Origin of the sequence: Uniformispora flossi (assembly GCF_049534875.1) — a bacterium.
GTDB classification, from domain to species: domain Bacteria; phylum Actinomycetota; class Actinomycetes; order Streptomycetales; family Streptomycetaceae; genus Yinghuangia; species Yinghuangia aomiensis.
Genome location: NZ_JBMULZ010000001.1, coordinates 242,658 through 261,181, shown reverse-complemented (window position 1 = coordinate 261,181; position 18,524 = coordinate 242,658). Strand labels below are relative to the sequence as shown.

The window sequence follows — 18,524 nt, the reverse complement described above, 5'->3', positions numbered from 1 at the left end:
GGTGTGGCCCGGGGCTGACCTTCTTGGGTCGGGCCAGTAGTATTTGACCTAGTCAAATGGATTCTTGTCGGCCCGGAGGAGTGCCTGTGACCTCGTCGTTGTTTGCCTCGCCCGACGACGTGCGCGAGCGGTTGGCGGCGGGGGACTACCTGGCCGACGCGCACATCGCCACCACCGTCTTCCTCGCCGACGCGCTCGGGAAGCCGCTGCTCGTCGAAGGCCCCGCCGGGGTCGGCAAGACCGAGCTGGCCAAGGCCGTGGCCGCGGCGACCGGCGCCGGGCTGGTCCGGCTGCAGTGCTACGAAGGACTCGACGAGGGCCGCGCGCTCTACGAATGGAACTACCGCAAGCAGCTCCTCCGGATCCAGGCCACGCCCGAAGGCCAGGACTGGAACGAGACGCACGACGACATCTTCAGTGACGAATTCCTGCTGTCGCGGCCGCTGCTCACCGCGATCCGGCGCAGCGAGCCGACCGTCCTGCTCATCGACGAGATGGACAAGACCGACGTCGAGGTCGAGGGCCTGCTGCTGGAGGTCCTCTCCGACTTCCAGGTGACCATCCCCGAACTCGGCACGGTCGCCGCCGAGCGGAAGCCGTTCGTCCTGCTGACGTCGAATGCGACGCGGGAGCTGTCGGAAGCGCTCAAGCGCCGCTGCCTCTACCTCTACCTGGACTATCCGACACCCGAGCGTGAACGCGAGATCGTCGTACGGCAGGTGCCCGGCATCAACGAGACGCTCGCCGAGCAGCTCGTGCGGACCGTCGCGACGCTGCGCGCGCTCGACCTCAAGAAGTCGCCGTCGATCGCCGAGACCATCGACTGGGCACGGACCCTGCTCGCCCTGCAGGCCGACACCCTCGACGAAGCCGCGATCGCGCGGACCCTCGGCGTCGTGCTCAAACACGTCTCCGACCACGGCCGGGCCGCCAAGGAACTGGGGCTGCCCGACGCCGAGCTGAGCTGAGAGACGGCACACCATGGCTCTCCTCGACCGGCATGTGGGATTCCTCGACGCGCTGCGCGGCGCCGGACTGCCGGTGTCGCTCGCCGAAGGGCTCGACGCGGCACGGGCGTTGACCGTCCTCGACCTGGTCGACCGGGAAGCCCTCCGGGCCGCCTACGCGGCCACCGTCGTCAAACGGCCCTCGCACCGGCCGCCGTTCGACACCCTGTTCGACCTGTGGTTCCCGGCCGCCATCGGCGACGGCGCCGCGGGACCGCCGCCCGAACGCCCCGCCAAGACCACCGGGCCCCGGCAGCCGGACCCGCTCGCCGAAGCCATGCGGGAACGACTGTTCGACCTGCTGCTCGACGGCGACGAAGCGGGCATGCGGCAGCTCGTCCGCGAAGCCGTCGCCGCGTTCGGCCAGTCCCCGTCCGCGGCCCGCCCCGCCTGGTCGACCTACGCCGTCGGCTCCGCGCTCGACCCGCGCACGCTCATGGCCGGGCTCCTGCGCGCCGTCCTCGAAGGCCAGGAACGCGGCGGCCTCGCCGAACGCCGCGCCCGCCAGATGCTGGAAGACCGCATCGCCGACCTCAACGAGATGATCGTCAGCGAGACCCGGCGCCGCGTCGCCGAGGACAAGGGCACCGAACGGGTGGCGAAAGTCGCCGTGCGGCCGCCCCTGGAAAACCTCGACATCCTGCGCGCCACGAAGAAGGACCTGGCCGAACTCCGCCGCGCCGTCCACCCGTTGGCGCGACGGCTGGCCACCCGGCTGGCGATCAAGCACAAGGCCGGGCGGCGCGGACGGCTCGACTTCCGGCGCACGGTGCGCGCGTCGCTGTCCACCGGCGGCGTCCCGGTGCGCACCTTCCACCGGCCGCGGCGGCCGCACAAGCCCGAACTGGTCGTGCTGTGCGACGTCAGCGACTCGGTGTCGTCGTTCGCGCACTTCACCCTGCTGCTCGCCTACGCACTGCGCGAACAGTTCACCAAGGTGCGGGTGTTCGCGTTCATCGACAACCTCGACGAAGTCACCAAGTACTTCGCGCCGGGCGTCGACGTCGGCGACGCGATGAAGACGATGACGTCCGAGGCCGATCTGACCTGGGTGAGCGGACGGACCAACTACGGCCGCGCGTTCGAGCTCTTCGCCGAGCGCTATCCCGACGTCGTCGGGCCGAAGACCGCCCTGCTGATCCTCGGCGACGCCCGCTCCAACTACGGCCCGCTCGCCCTGTCCACCCTGGCCCACGTCGCCGGCAAGGCCCGCCGCGCGCACTGGCTCAACCCGGAGCCGGCCCGCGACTGGGACACCGGCGACTCGGCGTCCTCGACCTACGACAAGGTCGTGCCGATGGCGGAATGCCGGAACCTCGCACAACTCGGGCAGTTCATCGAGGACTTGGCTTGACGGTTCCGACCGTTCCGACCCTTCCGACCGTTCCGACCGCTGACAAGCCGGTACGCCGCGGCCCCGCTCCCCAGTCGAGGGAAGCGGGGCCGCGGCGGCGTCTCACGGCACCGGCTGCAGGCTCTCCAGCCCCAGCGGCAGCGGCCCGAAGTGGATCACGCCGAGCCGCTGCGTCGCCCGGGTGAGCGCCACATACAGGTCGTGCAGCGTGAACTCGGCCGGCTCCACGACGAGCACCGTGTCGAACTCCAGCCCCTTCGCCTGCCGTGGCTCCAGCAGCACCACCGGATTGGCCAGGTCCGGAACGAGACCCGCCGACGCATCCGGCAGGGCCTTCGCCAGGTCGTTCTGGTACTCCGCCGGGGCGATGACGGCCAAGCGCCGCGCCGGATCGGCGTGTTCGGCGACCGCGTCGGCCACGGCCGCGGGAATGTCCGCGGTCATCCGCGCCCACGGCGCGACACCGGTCGACCGCACCGACTCCGGCGGGTTGAAGCCGGCCTCCGCGGCCCGCATGAGTTCCGCGGCGACCTGCATGATCTCGGTCGGCGTCCGGTAGTTCACGCCGAGCCGGGTCAGCTCCCAGCGGCCCTCGACGAACGGCGTCAGGATCCGCTCCCACGAACCGCAGCCGCCCGGCTCCGACGTCTGCGCCGGATCTCCGACCAGCGTCATCGACTTCGTCGGCGTCCGGCGCATCAGCAGCCGCCACGCCATCGGGGACAGCTCCTGCGCCTCGTCGACGACGATGTGGCCGAACGCCCACGTGCGGTCCGCGGCGGCGCGCTCGGCGGCACTGCGGTGGTCGGCTTCCTCGTGGCGTTCCGCGAGGCGCTCGGCGTCGACCAGGTCGTGGGCGCTGAGGACTTCGGACTCCTCGTCCTCGCGGTCCTCGAATTCCTGGGTGCGGGAGCCGTACGAGAGGTCGAGCACGCCCTGCGCGTACTCGATGCGCCGCCGCCGCTCGATCTCGGCCTTGCGGCGGGCTTCGGTGTCGTCCTCGCCGAGGAGGTCGGCGGCTTCGTCGAGCAGCGGCACGTCCGACACGGTCCACTCGCGGGTGACCGGGCGGCGGATCGCGGCGGCCTCGTCGTCGCGCAGGTAGACCGGGTCGGCGAGGTAGTCGGCGACGACCTGTTCCGGCGTCAGCGGCGGCCACAGCTCGTCGATGGCGTTCTGCACCTCGGCGCTCTCCGCGACACCCATGGTGATCTCGGCGATCTCCTCGGAGTTGAGGAAGTTCGGCCCGCCGAACGGGTCGCCGCCGATCCGGTCGGCGAGCTGCGCGGCCAGCCCGTCGATGACCGCGGACGCGAAACGCGGCCGGGCCAGGTTGTGCGGCAGCTGCGACTCGCGGGCCCGGCGGCGCGCCTCGCGGGCGATGTCGGTGTCGAGGAGGAGTTCGTCGCCGTCGTGGTCGACGACGAGCGGCAGGTCGGGGATCGTCTGCCGGTCGGCGACGAACCGGCCGAGGACCTCCGCCATCGCCGCGCGGCCCTTGATCTCCGCGGCGACGGGCTCGTCGACCGCGGTCGCCTTGACCCCGGGGAACAGCTCGCCGGGCGTGGCGAACAGCACACCGGTCTCGCCGAGCGACGGCAGCACGTCCTCGATGTAGCCGAGGAACGCCGGGTTCGGGCCGACGACCAGGACGACGCGGCGGGTGAGCTGCTCGCGGTTCGCGTACAGGAGGTACGCGGCACGGTGCAGCGCGACGGCGGTCTTGCCGGTGCCGGGGCCGCCTTCGACGACGAGGACGCCGTGGTGCGGGGCGCGGATGATGCGGTCCTGCTCGGCCTGGATGGTCTGCACGATGTCGTGCATGCGGCCGGTGCGGGCGGCGTCCAGGGCGGACAGCAGGACGGCGTCGGCGTCGGAGCCTTCGAACCCGGTGCGCTCGTGGTCGTCGAGGTCGAGGATCTCGTCGTGCAGGTCGGTGACCTGCTGTCCGTTGGTGGTGATGTGCCGGCGGCGGCGCAGGCCCATCGGGGTGTGGCCGGTGGCGAGGTAGAACGGGCGCGCGACGTCGGCGCGCCAGTCGATCACCAGGGGAGTGTGCTCGGTGTCGTCGCGGCGGATCCCGATGCGGCCGATGTGGTGGTCGGCGCCGTCGCGGAACAGCAGGCGGCCGAAGCAGAGGCCGGTCTCGCCGGCGTTGAACGCGGCGAGCAGCCGGGTCTGCTCGGCGACTTCGATGTCGCGCTCGATGCGGGCCTGCCGGGTGCCGCCGTCCTCACGCCCGAGCGCGCCCTCCACCGCGGCCGCGGCGCGGTCCTGCAGCTCGGAAAGGCGCGCGTAAAGCAGATCGACGAATTCCTGCTCGTGCCCCAATTCCGTATTTGACAATTCGACTCCCGGGCGGATATGATGACTCCAGTTGTTTACTCCGCGATTCCGTGTGGCGCGGAATGCGGAAAGAATCAATATAGCACCGAGAATTAACCCCGAGGCCGACGGCCCGGGGTTTTTTGCTGTGGGGGCGCTGCGGGAGCCGAAAGCCGGGCGGGCGGGGCGGGCGGGAGCCGGCGTGGGTGCCGGGTCGCGGGAGCCGCGCGGCGGGTGCTCGGGTTGGGCGGAGTCTGGGGAGTCGGACGGAGTCAGACGGAGCCAGGCGCAGTCAGGGGCGGCGAGAGGGAGCGCGGCGCCAAGGGAGCCGAAATACCGGGCCGGGCCGGGCGGGGGTTGGGGCGGTGGCTGCCGGTGGTGCGTCGGTTCGCGGCGCGGACGCGCGGCGCCGGCCCGCCTGTGGAGCGAGCCCCATCCCGTGTCGCCGGTGCCGAGCGCCCGAGCGTGGTTCGGGGCGGCGCTGCCTGGCCGCGCAAGTGTGGCGAGCAGGCGCGGCCGGTTTGCCTTGCTTCTCGGGGTGGAGTGGCGGCCGTCGGGTCGGCCGGGCTCGCCGGGGAGTCCGGCGCCGACCGTGCCCGTCTCGCGGTGCGTGCCGCCGAAAAGCCTTGGCGGCGGCGCGGCCCGGTGTCGTTGCGTGCAGCGGGAATCCCCCCACACGTCCGAACCCGGGCCGCGTCCCTTTTATCCCCGGTCGTCTATACCCCCGTCGTTGCGGGGCCTTTCGCGACCGTCCGGCTTACTGTCCCTTGCGCTCCGTCAGGAAAGCCTCGATGTGCTTGCCCACGTAGGCGATGCTCTCGTCGGTCAGGCCGTGGTTGCAGGAGATCAGCATTCCGCGTTCCATGACCTCGTCGGCACCCGGGAGACCGGATTCCGGGACGCGGAACTCGGCGTTCTTCATGAACGGCTGCCGGGCCGCGTTGCCGGTCCACACCACGCGGGTGTCGATGCCGTGGCCCTCCAGGTACTGCTGGAGGTCGCTGCGGGTGAAGCCGGCGTCGGGGCGGATCAGGAAGCAGTACGACAGCCACGCCGTGTCCAGGCCCGGGATCTGGCGCGGCGCCACGAACGACTCCGGGTGGCGGGCGAGGATCTCCGTGTACAGGTCGTAGTTGCGCTGGCGGCGTGCGCGGTTGCCGGGCAGTTTGTGGACCTGCGGGACGCCGAACGCGGCGCAGATCTCGGTGGGCAGGAAGTTCCAGCCGGCCTCGTCGAAGATGAACATGTTGTCGTAGGCGATGCCGTCCAGGTCGGTCCAGAAGTCCCGCGACCCGGCCTTCGAGCCGAACAGCTGCGTCTCGGAGCGGCGGCCCCAGCCGCGCAGCGTCAGGCAGCGGTCACGCAGCGCGTCGTCGTCGAGCATCACCATGCCGCCCTGGCCGGCCGCGGTGATGATGTGCGACAGCGAGAAGCTGGTCACCGAGATGTCCGAGCGGGTGCCCGTCGGCGTCCCGTGCAGGGTGCTGCCGACCGCGTCGCACGAGTCCTCGATCACCGGCAGGTTGTGCCGGTCGGCGATCTCCCGGATCGCGTCCCAGTCGGGGGCGTTGCCGGCCAGGTTCGGGAACAGCAGGGCACCGGTGCGCTCGGTGATCATCTCTTCGATCTTCGTCACGTCGACCTGGAACGTGTCCGGTTCGACGTCGACGAACACCGGCACGAGCCCGGCGCGCAGCAGCGGCGACAGGTCGGTGGAGAACGTCAGCGGCGAGGTGATGACCTCGGTTCCGGGCGTCAGGCCCAGGAGTTCGACGGCCAGGAACAGCGCGGCGGAGCCGGAGGACACCATCACGCCGTGCCGCTTGCCGAACAGGTCGGCGACGAGGCGCTCCATTTCGGCGACGTTCTCGCCGATCCGCAGGCCGTTCTGACCCTGGGTCAGGACCCGGTTGACGGCGTCGATTTCGGCCTGGTCGTAGACGGCGGTGGCGTAGACGACCTTGCGGTCCTCGGCGGTCTCGGCGGCGTCGGCGGCGGTGCCGGCCGGGTTTTCGGGCATGGCGAAGCTCCTCGGGGGACGGTTCGGTGGCGTTGTCGGTGCGGTGCTGTGCAGCCCTTGTAGAGCTATCATGGCCATGATAGCTATGAAAAGGGGGGTAGGGTGGGCGAGCGAAACCGCGGACGGCCGGGCCGGCACCGCAGAGGCGCCCGCCCGGCCGCCCGGACGAAACGGCGAGAGACGAGGACCTGAGCGATGGATTACCGCAACGTCGGCACGTCGGACCTGCGGGTGTCGGCGGTCGGTCTGGGCTGCAACAACTTCGGCATGCGGATCGACGAGGACCAGACGCGCGCGGTCGTCGACGCCGCGCTCGACGCGGGCGTGACGCTGTTCGACACCGCGGACATATACGGCGGCGGCGCCTCCGAGGAAATGCTCGGGAAAGCCCTCGGCGCCCGCCGCGGCCAGGCCGTGATCGCCACCAAGTTCGGCGGCAAGATGCCGTACGGCCAGGGCACCGGCCGCGCCCACGTCGTGGCCGCGGCCGAAGCCAGCCTCAAGCGCCTCGGCACCGACTACATCGACCTGTACTACCTGCACTTCCCGGACGCGTCGACGCCGATCGACGAGACCCTCGCCGCGCTCGACGACCTGGTCAAGGCCGGCAAGGTCCGCACCGTAGCCTCGTCCAACCTGCCCGCGTGGGAGATGGTCCGGGCCGAGTACGTGGCCCGCGAACTCGGCACCGCCCGCTTCGCCGCCGCCCAGGTGGAATGGAACCTGCTCACCCGCGGCGTCGAGGCGGAGATCGTCCCGGCGAGCCGCGCGTACGGCATCGGCGTCATCCCCTACTTCCCGCTGGCGTCCGGGCTCCTGTCCGGCAAGTATCGCGCGGACCAGGCGTTCCCGGACGGCAGCCGGCTCGCCGACATGCCGTACTTCGCGTCCGTGGCGACGCCGGAGAACTTCGCCAAGGTCGAGAAGCTGCGCGCCTACGCCGAGGCGCACGGCCGCACCCTCCTCGAACTCGCCGTCTCCTGGCTCGCCGCCCAGCCCGGCGTGCCGAGCGTGATCAGCGGCGCGACCAAGCCCGAACAGGTCTACGCGAACGCCGCCGCGGCCGACTGGGCCGTCGACCCGGCCGACGTCCTCGCCGCGATCAGCGAAGGCGGCGCGGCGTGACGGGGACCCCCTCCGGGGTGTCCGGCGCCTCGGCGACCGCCGACGTCGTGATCGTCGGCGCCGGGTCGGCGGGCTGCGTGCTCGCCGCCCGGCTGTCCGAGGACCCGGGACGCTCGGTCCTGCTGCTGGAAGCCGGCCCCGACCACCGCGTCGCCGAACTTCCCGCCGAACTCCGCACCCTGTCCAAGCCGGTCGCTTGGCCGTACAACTGGGGCGACAAGGTCGCCTCCACCGGCGGTCGCGAACTCAACTACGCGCGCGGCCGCGTGGTCGGCGGATCGTCCGCGACGAACGGCGCCGTCGCGCTGCGCCCGGAACCCGAGGACTTCGCGTCGTGGCCGGCCGCGCTCGGCTGGGACCGCATGCTCGGCTACCTCAACCGCATCGAGAACGACCTCGACTTCGGCGGCGAGGCCTACCACGGCGATGCGGGACCGATCCCGATCGTGCGGCACGCGGAACCCGACTGGACGCCGCTGCAGCACGGATTCGTCACCGGCTGCCTCGACGCGGGCCTCGAATTCTGCGCCGACCACAGCCGCCCCGGGTCGACGGGCGTCGGGCCGATCCCGATGAATCGCAGCGACCGCGACCGGGTCTCGAACGTGGTCGCCTACCTGGACCCGGTCCGCGACCGCGCGAACCTGGCAGTGTGGGGCGACTGCCACGTCGCCCGGCTGCTCGTCGCCGACGGCCGCGTCGTCGGCGTCGCGTGCGCGGACGGGCGGATCGTGCACGCCGGACAGGTCGTCCTGTCCGCGGGCGTCGTCCAGAACCCGCTGCTGCTGTGGCGCTCGGGCATCGGGCCGGCCGTCGGGGTCCGCGGACTCGGGCTCGACGTCGTCCACGAACTCCCGGCCGTCGGCGGCAACCTGACGGACCATCTGGTCATCTCGTACCGGGCGGGGGTCGACCCGTCGAGCACCCCCGAGGGCGCGCCGACGCTGCAGACGATCGCCCGCGCCACTGCGCCCGGCAGCGACCGGCGGCACGACATCCAGCTCACCCCGGTCGCCCGCCGCAACCCGGACGGCAGCCGGGAGATCGAGATCAGTGTCGCCCTGCAGCTTCCGACGGGGGCGGGGAGCATCACGCCGTCGGGTGCGGAGGTCTCCGACCCCGCACGGATCGTGTGGCCGTTCGCGGCCGACCCCGACAACCGGGCCCGGCTGCGCGACGGCTGGCGTCTGGCGGCGCGCGTGGTGGCGGGCTCCGGACTGGCGCTCGACAAGGCCGCCGTGGCCGCGGACGCGGAAGCGACCGACGAGGTCCTCGACCGGCTGATCGACGAGACCCACTACGCCTTCTACCACGGCGTGGGCACCTGCCGGATGGGCGACGATCCGTCGACGTCGGTGGTGGATGCGGGCCTCCGCGTCCACGGCCTCGATGGCCTGAGCATCGTCGACGCCTCGGTGGTACCGACCGTCCCCCGCGCCAACACCCACCTTCTGGTGACGGCGCTGGGCGAGTTGGGCGCGGAGCTGATCGCCGCTCGGGGGTAGCAGGAGGGGACGTGACGGGGCCGCTGCCGGATTCGGCAGCGGTCCCGTCCGCGTGGGGTCAGGCGGGCGGGATGGCGTACATCTCCGACAGGTGCGACACGTAGAGCATGTGCGGGGTGACGAGGGGCGTTTCGGTGAGGGTGCTCGGGCCGTCGGCGAGGTGCCAGCGGGGTTTGCCGGTGGCGGGGTCGAGGCCGGTCACGGCGGTGCCGCCGGTTTCGACGTAGACCGTCGTGGCGTCGACGACGGGGCCGTGCGGCACGTTCTCGACGCCGCTCTCCACCGTCCAGCGGGGTTTCCCGGTGGTGGTGTCGAAGGCGGTCAGCACCCCTTCGGTTTTGACGGTGCCGGACGTGATGTAGACCGCGCCATGGCCGGTGGCCCAGTGGTGGATGTCGCCGGACGCCGCGGTCGGGGCGGCGGTGCTCCATTTGCGGGCGCCGGTGGCGGCGTCCAGGGCGCCGACGTCGGTCTTCGTGAGGTAGTAGACGGTGTCGCCGGAGAGGTGCAATTCGACGACGGCGAGTTCCGGCGGGGTCTGCCAGCGGAGTCTCCCGGTGGCGGCGTCGAGGGCGACGACCCCGTCGGAGGCGACGTCGCCGGTGCGGCTGCCCCCGACGACGAAGGTGTCCTGGTACGCGAATGCCTCGCCGTACACGCTGAGTCCCACGTCGTCCGCGGTCCAGCGGACGGTGCCTTTGGCCATGTCGATGCCGATGCCTTTGCGGTCCGGGCCGCGGTGGAGCAGCACGCCGCCGGTCGCGGCCGTCCGGACGGCCGCGCCCTCGACGGGGAGCTTCCACAGGACGCGGCCCTCGGCGGCGGTGAAGGCCCAGAGCTCGGCGTCCTGGCGGTAGGCCGGGAGCGTGGCCGAGTAGATCACGCCGTCCACGACGACCGGGGACGTGGTGGCCTCGACGGTCATGCCGGGCAGCCGCCAGCGTTCGGCGCCGGTGGCGGCGTCGAGGCCGTACCAGAGCCCGTGCTTGGCTTCGCCCCATCCGGTGCCGTAGACCAGCGCGTCGCCGATCACCAGCGGGTCGCCGACGGAACTCTTGCCGCGGAACGTCCACTTGACGGCGCCGGTGGCGGCGTCGATGGCATAGGCGGAGCCGGTGGGCTGCGCTTCGCCGTAGGCGGTGGCGTAGAGCGTGCCGTCGGCGTGGATGACGCCCCCGATCCAGTGGCCGTCGACGGCGGTGAACTTCCAGACGTGCTTGCGGCCGAGCGCGGCGTTGGACGCCGTGCCGCCTGTGCGTTCGCAGGCCGCGGTGCCGAGGATCAGTGCGGCGGTGGCGGCGAGAAAGCCGCGACGATTCGTATGTGCGCTGTGCAGGCTCAAGGAGCCTCCCCCAAGGAGACGACACGAGGCCCCCCGACCTCACTTGGGGGGAGGGACGCACGGCTGGACGGGGGAGGTTGCGGGGGACGGCGGATCTCGGGGGTAGCCCCGACGGGGGACGAGCGGTCGCCCCGAAACGCGCGTGCGGAGAGCGCGGCGGACCGTCGGGTGTGTCAGTGATGGTGGCCGTGGCCGTGCTTGTGGTCATGGGGGTGGTCGCCCCGTTTGCGGGTGAATTCGGAGTCGGGGGCGTGGGCGGCTTCGGCCTTGGCGAGGAGGGCCAGGAGGGTGGCGCGGTCGGTGTCGGTGAGGGCGGTGAAGTAGTCGGTGGCGACTGCTTCGCGGGCTTCGCGGCTGGCGGTGAGCATGGCGGTGCCGGCGGCGGTGATGTGGAGGACGGTGGCGCGGCGGTCGTCCGGAGCCGGGCTGCGGGTGACGAGGCCGCGGGACTCCAGGGCGTCCACGACGCTGGTGGCGGAGCGCGGGGCGATGTGCAGCCGGTCGGCGAGGCCGCCCGGGCGGAGGGTGCCGTCGGAGGCCGCGATGACGTGCAGGGCACGGCCCTGGGCGGGCGTCAGGCCGAGGGGGGCGAGGCGGTGCAGCGCGGCGCGGCGGATGCGCTTCGCGGTGTGCGTGAGGGCGTCGGCCAGTTCGAGGCCGGTGGCAGCCGTCACGGCCGACCTCCGAAAGTGAGCGCGTCGGGGACGCGGGTCGAGAAAACTCATCGATATGCTGAGCTAAGCTCAATATGATTCAAGCCCACTATGCGGCGGGATGTGTCCCACCGTGCCCGATCACGTGCCGAGGAGCAACCTCCCATGCCCCGATCCCTTGCCCATGTCACCACCGACCGCCCCGGCCGCTATGCCAAGCAGCTCGCCTCGCACCTCGGCCGCAAGCTCACCACCGCGTGGGACGACGAGTCCGGCGTCGGCAGCGTGGAGTTCCCGGACGGCGCGAAAGCGGAGCTGCGCGCCGAGCCGGGCGTGCTGGTCATGACGGTGGACGCGTCGGCGGAGCGTCTGGACGGCGTCGAAGACGTCCTCGGGCGTCATTTGGTCCGCTTCGGCGCCAAGGACGAACTGGTCGCCGCCTGGCGCCGCGAGGACGGAACGGAGGGGACGACGCAGCGGTTCGCCGGCGACGCGTGACGCGTGACGCGTGACGCGTGACGCATGACGAGTGACTTGGCGGACGGCGAGTGACGAACGGCGATGACGAGACGCCGGGCGGTCCGCCGGCCGCGGGGCCTAATGCACCTCGTACATGCGGATCGCCACGACGTCCTCGTTCTCGCCCTCGGTGCGGGCGAGGCCGACGAACACGGTCTCGGCGAGCCAGCGGTGCGCCGGGGCGTCGGTGCGGAACACCGGCGACGTCCGGTAGTAGAGCCCGGCGTGCGTCACCTGCAGCCCGTCGTCGTGCTGGTCCGGGCTCTCCGGTCCGGGGCGCCAGAAGCCGCGGTTGACGATGTCGATGACCGCGCCGTCCTCGGCCTGGATCAGATAGCGCGCGTCCAGCTCGCACACCTCGCCGCGGGTGTTGTGCCAGTCGCCGCCGCCCGGCAGCACGGTGCCGCGCAGGCGCGGCCCGTCGACGGTGCCGCCGACGATCGGCGTGAACTCGGCGTGCTCGCCGTCGCCGTGGCCGACGTGCAGGGTCGGCGCGACGTGGGCCCGGATCTCGAAGGCGAAGGCAAGCGACGGGGCGAAGGACACGGTGGGACTCTCCGGGGTGGGGACGACGTGCGAGTACGTACCCGGATTATCCCCAGGGGGTTGTCGGCAGGCGGCGCGCGGGCCTACCCCAAGCTCAGCGGTCCGGCAGTGACGCGATGCCCATGCCCGGGCGGGCCTCCAGCGGGTGGGACTGCGCGTACTCCACGTGCTGCCGGGACAGCGCGTGGGTGGCGTCGACGTCGCCCGCGGCGATGAGGTCGACCAGTTCGCGGTGCACGTCGAGACCGGACTTGATGCGGTCGGTGAAGTCGGACCCGACCGGGACGGCGTCCGCCCAGTCGTGCTCGTGCACCGTCCACAGCGTTTCGGCGGTGCCCAGCAGCAGTTGCATGGTCGTGTTGCCGCACAACCGCACGAGTCCCTCGTGGAATTCGCGACACGCGCGCACGAACGCGGGCAGATCGCCGACGAGTTCCACGCACCGCTCGTGCAAAGCCCGCAGCTGCGGCACGACTTCGGTGTCCCGGTCGGTGCGCGCCGCGCACATCGCCGCGCAGGTGGGTTCCAGATTGCGGACGGCCGCCGCGAGGTCTTCGAGCGGCACCCTGCGGCTGCGCAGCACGAGCCCGAACGTCCGGGCGGCGTCGGTCTCGCTGGGGAGCTGCACGGCGAGGCCGCCGGTGTTGCCGCGGCGTACCGTCACCAGGCCCTCGGTCTCCAGGATGCGGATCGCCTGACGCAGCGTCGTCTTGCCGACCTTGTACTCGTCCAGCAGCTCGCTCTGCTTCGGCAGCAGGTCGCCGTCGTGCATGCCGCCGTCGAGGATCCGGTCGCGCAGCACGTCGGCGAGGCCCTCGGCGACGCTCACGCCCCGGACCGGCATACGGCGGGGCTGTCCGGTACGGGCGGCGGCTTCGGCATCCATCGGAACTGCGGGTCTCCAGTCTCGGGCGGGTGTGCGGGGGCGGGTGTGCGGGGCGGGGCGGACGCGGTGCGGGCAGGGTGCGGGCAGGGTGCGGGCTTCATCGTACGGAGCCGGACCCTGTGTTGTCTTTGATAGCTAAGATAGCTAACTTAGCCATCGCAGAGCACCGACCTTGCTCCTCGCCATCGGAAAATGAGGCAAGAAAATGCGCATAGAGGACAACCGTTACACCGTCATCTCGTCGGACGGGCACGCCGGCGCCGACCTGCTCGACTACCGCCCCTACCTGGCGAGCACCCACCACGACGCCTTCGACGCCTGGGCCCGGCAGCACGTCAACCCGTTCGAAAGCGAACACCTGCTGAGCAAGGCGCAGGACTGCAACTGGGACACCCGGATCCGCAACGCCGACCTGGAGTCCCAGGGCATCGTCGGCGAGGTCGTCTTCCCCAACACCGTGCCGCCGTTCTACCCGCAGACCCAGTTCTTCGTTCCGCCGCCGCCGCAGGACCGGCACGCCTACGAACTCCGCTGGGCCGGACTCCAGGCCCACAACCGCTGGCTCGCCGACTTCTGCGCGGAGACGCCCGGCCGCCGCGCCGGGGTCGCGCAGATCATGCTCAACGACATCGACGACGCGGTCGCCGAAATCCGCTGGGTCAAGGAATCCGGGCTGTTCGGCGGCATCCTCGTGCCCGGCATCCCGCCGGGCTCCGCACTCCCGCCGCTGTTCGACGCGGTCTACGACCCGATCTGGGCGGCGTGCGAGGAACTCGACGTGCCGGTCAACCTGCACAGCGGCGGCGGCGTCCCCGAATACCCGCACGACCCGCGCGGCCTCGCCGTCCTGCTGTCGGAGATCACCTGGTTCTCCAACCGCGTCCTCGCCCACCTGATCTTCGGCGGCGTCTTCGAGCGCTACCTGCGGCTCAAGGTCGCCTTCACCGAGCAGGGATCCGCCTGGGTGCCGCGCGAACTGGCCAAGCTCGACCAGTTCGTGCACGTCATGCCGCTCGACGGCACGTCCCAGCACTTCTTCGGCAAGGACATGATCCAGGGCCTGAGCATGCTCCCCAGCGAGTACTTCGCCCGGAACTGCTTCCTCGGCTCCAGCCCGCTGCGCCCCGCCGAGTGCGCGATGCGGCACCAGATCGGCGTCGCGAACATCATGTGGGGCGCGGACTACCCGCACGCCGAAGGGTCGTTCCCCTACACCCTCGAAGCCCTGCGGCTGACCTTCGCCGACGTGCCGGAGGAGGAGGTCCGCGCGATGCTCGCCGACAACGCCGCCCGCTTCTACGGCTTCGACCTGGCGGCCCTCGCCCCGCTCGCCGCCCGGTGCGGTCCGCGCGTCGCGGACGTCGCCCGCCCGCTGGCCCGCGAGGAAGTCGCCTCGGACGCCCTCGGTTCGGTCTTCATCGACCACTTCGGCGCCGAGCACCCGGCACTGGCGGCACGGCACTCGGCCTGAGTGGCCACGGTCAGCAGAAGCGGGCCTCCGCGGCGATCGGATCGCGAGGGATGCGCAGCGAAGTACGGGACGCCGCCCCCGTCAGGTTGCTCCAGAAGCGCTTCCAGGTGAGCGGTTCCCGGGTCGAGTCGAGGAGTTCCTTGAGGTCGCCGCAGCTCAGGGCATGGCGGGCGGCGGCCAGCCCGGCCGCGGTGACCTTGGGGTAGCCGGGTGGGGGCTCGGTGACGCGGGGGTCGAGTTCGAGGGCGAGCAGCCACACGTCGTCGATGAGCTTGCGGTGTCCCGGCCAGTATTCGCGCCAGTCGTCCGGGTATTCGAGGTGTGCGCCGACGGTGTTGGCAAGGCCCCACATCTCGACGATGCGCTGGTCGAGCGGAACGGCGGCGCCGGTCACACCCAAGTACCAGCCGGGCACGGAGACTTGGGCATGCGCATATGCCGGGTTGAGCGGCACGGTGGACTCGAAGCCGTAGTCGCCGGGCCGCAGATGCAGGAGAACCGGTTGCGGGCTCGCCATGCCCTGGGCGATCGCGGCGCGGAGTTCGGGGAAGGCCCGGAGCCAGTCGTCGGTGTGGTCGGCGTTGAGGGTGCCCGTGATGCCGATGTCGCTGGTGCGGACGACGACGGTCTTGGCACCGGCGGCGCCGGCCGTCGGCGTGAAGGCCGAGGGATGCCATGGGCCGATGCACGCCACCGCCCACACGGCCACCGCCGGCGACACCGTGGCGAGTGACCGCGTGGCCCGTACGACGAGTACCGGCAGCAGGGCGAGGAACAGCGGTGGCAGCAGCATGCGGGCGTGCATGTAGTCGCCGCCGACCTTGACCACATAGGCCGCCAGCAGTGCCGCGGCGACGACTGGTGTCCCGGTGACGATCCGGTCGCGCGTGCCCGCGCACCGGAAGAACACGACACCGGCCACCGCCAGGACCGTCAGCGGGATGTAGAGGAAATACGGGGTGACGAAGTCCGCGCCGTAGCGCCACCCCAGCCCGAGTTCGGTCTCCCCGGCCTCCTTGGTGAGCGCGGGCATCGGCGTGAGGAGGCCGTAGTAGCCGGCGCGGAAGATCTCGTAGGCCACCGATCCCGCGCCGGCGACGGCCAGCCACGCCGCGGTGCGGCGCCACGACGGACGCTGCAGCAGCCAGGCGCCGGTGAGGAAGACCGCGGTGACCACGGCGAGTTCGGGGCGCACCAGGAATCCGGCGCCGTACCAGGCCGCGGCGGGCAGTCCTCCGGCGCCGTGCCGTGCCGGGTCCGCGTCGCGGACGAACAGCCACCAGCAGCCGGCGAGCCAGAACGTGCCGAGGCCGCTGTCGAGCCCGGCGGTGGAGAAGTCCCAGAACGGGGGGAGCGCCAGGAGGACAAGGATGCCCGCGGGAGCGAGCGGGACCTGGCGTCCGGCGCGGCGCGCGTGCAAGCGTCGCGTGGCGTCGCAGGCGAGCGCCACTCCGGCGGTGGTGAGGACGAGTCCGGTGACGACTGCTGTGAAGCCGATATCCCCCGGGAGAATCCAGCCCAGGAAGGCGAGCAGCCACTGCCACAGCGTGCTGGTGTTCGCCTCGACGCGTTCCCCTGCGTTGAGCACCGGCCCGTTGCCCGCCAGGATCTGCCGCACGGTGCGCAGGAAGATCGTGCCGTCGTCGGTGAGCGCGCGGTGCCGCCAGCCGAGGAAGGCGAGAAGGGCGACGGGTAAGGCCACGAACGCGAGATTCCACCAAGTCGTCCACTGTGTAGGCGGATCGGCCTCCGGTGCGGTGGGACGCAGCGTACGGGTGGCCTCGGCAGTGCTCACGGAATTTCCCCCTGGGGCGAGCCCTGTCGTGTGGGCGCGCCGCGGCCGCGCGGGCGTTCGGCAGCCCGCGTTCGGCCGACGGGGATTCTAACGACTGGTTGTATGGATCAAAGGTTTGCCACGCCGAAGCGTCACACGGCTCGGTACATGAACCATCGTGGCCACCTGTTCACGACGGGAGGCCGTCCAGGACGTGTCGCGCTCCGGGGCTGTTTCGCGTGCCTACCGAGAGAACGCGTAGGTTCGGACGGGGTCGAGGTGCAGTTCGTAGGGACCGAAGCAGTCTGCCGCCAGCGTCGCGACCGGGGCGCCGCAGGGACACGCTCGGTTGAGTCCTTCGTCACCCATCGGCCCGCAGCAGCCGGTGCTGTTCTCCCAGTTGGGCAGCGGTCGAAGGTCGAGGGCGTCCTCGGGGTGTATCAGCACCGTGCCCGGGACGCCCGCGGAGATGACGAAGCCCTCCTCGCGGCAGATCAGCGTCCCTCGGGACTGAGCCGGCTTCGGGTCCTCCTGATCGTCCTGCGCGACGTAGGGAGCTCCCCAGGGCTCGGGATCGATCGCGTAGCGGCCCCGCGGAACGGTGGAGGTTGCCCGACGCGTCTCCTTGTCCCGGCCGTGTTCGTCGTCCGAGGGGTCGGGGACGGCGGCCAGCCCCGCCAGCTCCGGCGTGATCGCGGTGCCGCACTTGGAACAGAGGAAGACGGTCATCCCCCGTTCTAGCCCTCAGAACTACTGCTTCGCACCTTCGTTTTGCTGCTCGGAGTCGATGCGCGCGACGACGCCGCGGACATCGGACACACCGAGATGGACGGTGCGGCTAAACCAAGCCATTGGCGCCGGGGTGCGGTTCAACCTTCCGTCCATCCACTGGGGGAACGGCGTAGGCGGCGTGTCGGGCGCGGTGTTCGTTGAGGAGGCGGCGGGTCTCTATGTCGAGTTCCTCACGGGCGGCGAGGACCTGGAGGTGGGGGAAGACCGCGCGGAGGATCTCGTCGGCCTGCACGATGCCGCGGGCCGAGGCGCGCAGGGACCAGTAGCCGGCTCTGCTGTCGTCGCGGTTGTTGAAGGCGAGCGCGGCGAGGTCGTAGAGGGCCGCGTGGTGGCCCCGTTCGGTAGCTGCCTCCAGCCACGCGCGGCCGACCGCGGCGTGCCGGGCGCTGTGCGCGAGGCCGAAGCCCAACTGCGCCATGGCTTCGGTGTCGCCGCGCTGGGCCTTGCCCCACAGGAGCAGGTACGACGCGGCGAGGCTGGCCGGCGGCGCGGCGAGCTCGGGGACGGCGGGATCGGAGGCGACCCCGGCCAGCGTCGCGAAGAACTCGACGTACTCGCAGGCCTCGGGTATGTCGTGCGCCGCCGCCTTGCGCATCCACGGCAGCGCGTCCGCGAACCGCCGGCGGGACGCGAGGTGCAGTGCGAGGGTGTAGCAGGCCCGCGGGTGGTCGGCCTCGGCGGCGGCGCGGAGCCAGCGTTCGGCGGCCTTGGCGTGCTTGGCCTGCTGGGCGCGGGTGGCCTCGCCTCGGGTCGCCGCGCTGGAGAGGTGCGCGCCGAGCTGGTACGCCGCCTCGGCATCGCCGGAGCCGGCGCGCTCCCGGAGCGCGTCGTGCCTGAAGCCGATGATCGCGCGCCATCCGCCGCTGCGCTGGTTCCGCGCACGCCGGAATACCCCCATCACGGAACCCACCCTGTTTTCTCCCCCACCCGGCGCGCGATCGCGGCGCCCCACCATGATCGACGGTCGGACGGGTTGGTGGGAGGGGGATGCGGAAGAAAGTCCGCGTGATTCCGCCCATGGGGTGTGACGCGGGGGTGGGGGAGGGGCCTTCGACGTGATGCCGATCCGCGGGTGGCCCGACACGGCCGCACTGCCGCGTGGTTGAATATCGGCGACGCGGAATTTGAGCACTCGCTCAAAACGTGATTCGGGGGTGGGGACATGGCTGGTCGAATCGTGGCAGCAGCTCTGGCAGGAGGCTTGG

The 18,524-nt window shown here is 71.6% G+C and carries 15 protein-coding genes; 6 read left to right on the top strand and 9 right to left on the bottom strand.

What is annotated here, in order from left to right:
* Window positions 1-56: 56 nt before the first annotated feature.
* Entirely contained in the window at window positions 57-968 is a 912-nt protein-coding gene (locus ACPA54_RS01155) for an AAA family ATPase (protein WP_423525827.1), read from the top strand.
* Window positions 969-981: 13 nt separating this feature from the next.
* Complete coding sequence (locus tag ACPA54_RS01150) at window positions 982-2,361, top strand: vWA domain-containing protein (RefSeq protein ID WP_423525825.1); 1,380 nt, start codon at window positions 982-984, stop codon at window positions 2,359-2,361.
* 102 nt (window positions 2,362-2,463) lie between these two features.
* Here ACPA54_RS01150 and ACPA54_RS01145 read toward each other — a convergent pair whose 3' ends face one another.
* Both ACPA54_RS01145 and ACPA54_RS01140 read right to left on the bottom strand, forming a co-directional pair.
* Window positions 2,464-4,692, bottom strand: a complete 2,229-nt coding sequence (locus tag ACPA54_RS01145; protein ID WP_423525823.1) for a HelD family protein — start codon at window positions 4,690-4,692, stop codon at window positions 2,464-2,466.
* Between the two features lie 751 nt (window positions 4,693-5,443).
* Window positions 5,444-6,706, bottom strand: coding sequence for a DegT/DnrJ/EryC1/StrS family aminotransferase (locus ACPA54_RS01140; protein ID WP_423525821.1), 1,263 nt, complete (start codon window positions 6,704-6,706; stop codon window positions 5,444-5,446).
* 195 nt (window positions 6,707-6,901) lie between these two features.
* On the opposite strand from ACPA54_RS01140, the gene ACPA54_RS01135 reads away from it, so the two are divergent.
* Both ACPA54_RS01135 and ACPA54_RS01130 read left to right on the top strand, forming a co-directional pair.
* A complete protein-coding gene (locus ACPA54_RS01135) occupies window positions 6,902-7,831 on the top strand; it encodes an aldo/keto reductase (protein WP_423525819.1) in 930 nt (309 codons plus the stop codon).
* Window positions 7,828-9,336 (top strand): GMC family oxidoreductase, encoded by a 1,509-nt coding sequence (locus tag ACPA54_RS01130; protein WP_423525817.1) that lies wholly within the window; start codon window positions 7,828-7,830, stop codon window positions 9,334-9,336. The genes ACPA54_RS01135 and ACPA54_RS01130 overlap by 4 nt, the downstream gene beginning before the upstream one ends.
* A gap of 58 nt (window positions 9,337-9,394) precedes the next feature.
* Here ACPA54_RS01130 and ACPA54_RS01125 read toward each other — a convergent pair whose 3' ends face one another.
* Both ACPA54_RS01125 and ACPA54_RS01120 read right to left on the bottom strand, forming a co-directional pair.
* A complete protein-coding gene (locus tag ACPA54_RS01125) occupies window positions 9,395-10,678 on the bottom strand; it encodes a PQQ-binding-like beta-propeller repeat protein (RefSeq protein WP_423525815.1) in 1,284 nt (427 codons plus the stop codon).
* A 173-nt stretch (window positions 10,679-10,851) separates the two neighbouring features.
* Entirely contained in the window at window positions 10,852-11,352 is a 501-nt protein-coding gene (locus ACPA54_RS01120) for a MarR family winged helix-turn-helix transcriptional regulator (RefSeq protein ID WP_423525813.1), read from the bottom strand.
* 144 nt (window positions 11,353-11,496) lie between these two features.
* Between ACPA54_RS01120 and ACPA54_RS01115 the strand changes: the two genes are divergently transcribed.
* Window positions 11,497-11,829 carry a DUF2218 domain-containing protein gene (locus ACPA54_RS01115; RefSeq protein WP_423525811.1) on the top strand — a complete coding sequence of 111 codons (333 nt, stop codon included), beginning with the start codon at window positions 11,497-11,499 and terminating at the stop codon, window positions 11,827-11,829.
* A gap of 99 nt (window positions 11,830-11,928) precedes the next feature.
* Here ACPA54_RS01115 and ACPA54_RS01110 read toward each other — a convergent pair whose 3' ends face one another.
* Together ACPA54_RS01110 and ACPA54_RS01105 are read right to left on the bottom strand one after the other, a co-directional pair.
* On the bottom strand, window positions 11,929-12,396 hold the full coding sequence (locus tag ACPA54_RS01110; protein WP_423525809.1) for a DUF3237 domain-containing protein: 468 nt from the start codon (window positions 12,394-12,396) through the stop codon (window positions 11,929-11,931).
* A 94-nt stretch (window positions 12,397-12,490) separates the two neighbouring features.
* On the bottom strand, window positions 12,491-13,282 hold the full coding sequence (locus ACPA54_RS01105) for a FadR/GntR family transcriptional regulator (RefSeq protein WP_423525808.1): 792 nt from the start codon (window positions 13,280-13,282) through the stop codon (window positions 12,491-12,493).
* 205 nt (window positions 13,283-13,487) lie between these two features.
* Between ACPA54_RS01105 and ACPA54_RS01100 the strand changes: the two genes are divergently transcribed.
* On the top strand, window positions 13,488-14,753 hold the full coding sequence (locus ACPA54_RS01100; protein WP_423525806.1) for an amidohydrolase family protein: 1,266 nt from the start codon (window positions 13,488-13,490) through the stop codon (window positions 14,751-14,753).
* A 10-nt stretch (window positions 14,754-14,763) separates the two neighbouring features.
* On the opposite strand, the gene ACPA54_RS01095 is transcribed toward ACPA54_RS01100, so the two are convergent.
* From ACPA54_RS01095 to ACPA54_RS01085, 3 genes are all read right to left on the bottom strand, one after another.
* Window positions 14,764-16,548 (bottom strand): arabinofuranosyltransferase AftB family protein, encoded by a 1,785-nt coding sequence (locus ACPA54_RS01095; RefSeq protein WP_423525804.1) that lies wholly within the window; start codon window positions 16,546-16,548, stop codon window positions 14,764-14,766.
* A 222-nt stretch (window positions 16,549-16,770) separates the two neighbouring features.
* Complete coding sequence (locus ACPA54_RS01090; protein WP_423525803.1) at window positions 16,771-17,256, bottom strand: hypothetical protein; 486 nt, start codon at window positions 17,254-17,256, stop codon at window positions 16,771-16,773.
* A 109-nt stretch (window positions 17,257-17,365) separates the two neighbouring features.
* Window positions 17,366-18,220 carry an SEL1-like repeat protein gene (locus tag ACPA54_RS01085; protein ID WP_423525801.1) on the bottom strand — a complete coding sequence of 285 codons (855 nt, stop codon included), beginning with the start codon at window positions 18,218-18,220 and terminating at the stop codon, window positions 17,366-17,368.
* Window positions 18,221-18,524: the final 304 nt, after the last annotated feature.

Bases quoted from the DNA above. Each gene is read 5' to 3' on its own strand.
- ACPA54_RS01150 (WP_423525825.1), top strand. From the start codon at position 982: ATGGCTCTCCTCGACCGGCATGTGGGATTCCTCGACGCGCTGCGCGGC.
- ACPA54_RS01090 (WP_423525803.1), bottom strand. From the start codon at position 17,256: ATGACCGTCTTCCTCTGTTCCAAGTGCGGCACCGCGATCACGCCGGAG.
- ACPA54_RS01105 (WP_423525808.1), bottom strand. From the start codon at position 13,282: ATGGATGCCGAAGCCGCCGCCCGTACCGGACAGCCCCGCCGTATGCCG.
- ACPA54_RS01115 (WP_423525811.1), top strand. From the start codon at position 11,497: ATGCCCCGATCCCTTGCCCATGTCACCACCGACCGCCCCGGCCGCTAT.
- ACPA54_RS01100 (WP_423525806.1), top strand. From the start codon at position 13,488: ATGCGCATAGAGGACAACCGTTACACCGTCATCTCGTCGGACGGGCAC.
- ACPA54_RS01140 (WP_423525821.1), bottom strand. From the start codon at position 6,706: ATGCCCGAAAACCCGGCCGGCACCGCCGCCGACGCCGCCGAGACCGCC.
- ACPA54_RS01155 (WP_423525827.1), top strand. From the start codon at position 57: ATGGATTCTTGTCGGCCCGGAGGAGTGCCTGTGACCTCGTCGTTGTTT.
- ACPA54_RS01135 (WP_423525819.1), top strand. From the start codon at position 6,902: ATGGATTACCGCAACGTCGGCACGTCGGACCTGCGGGTGTCGGCGGTC.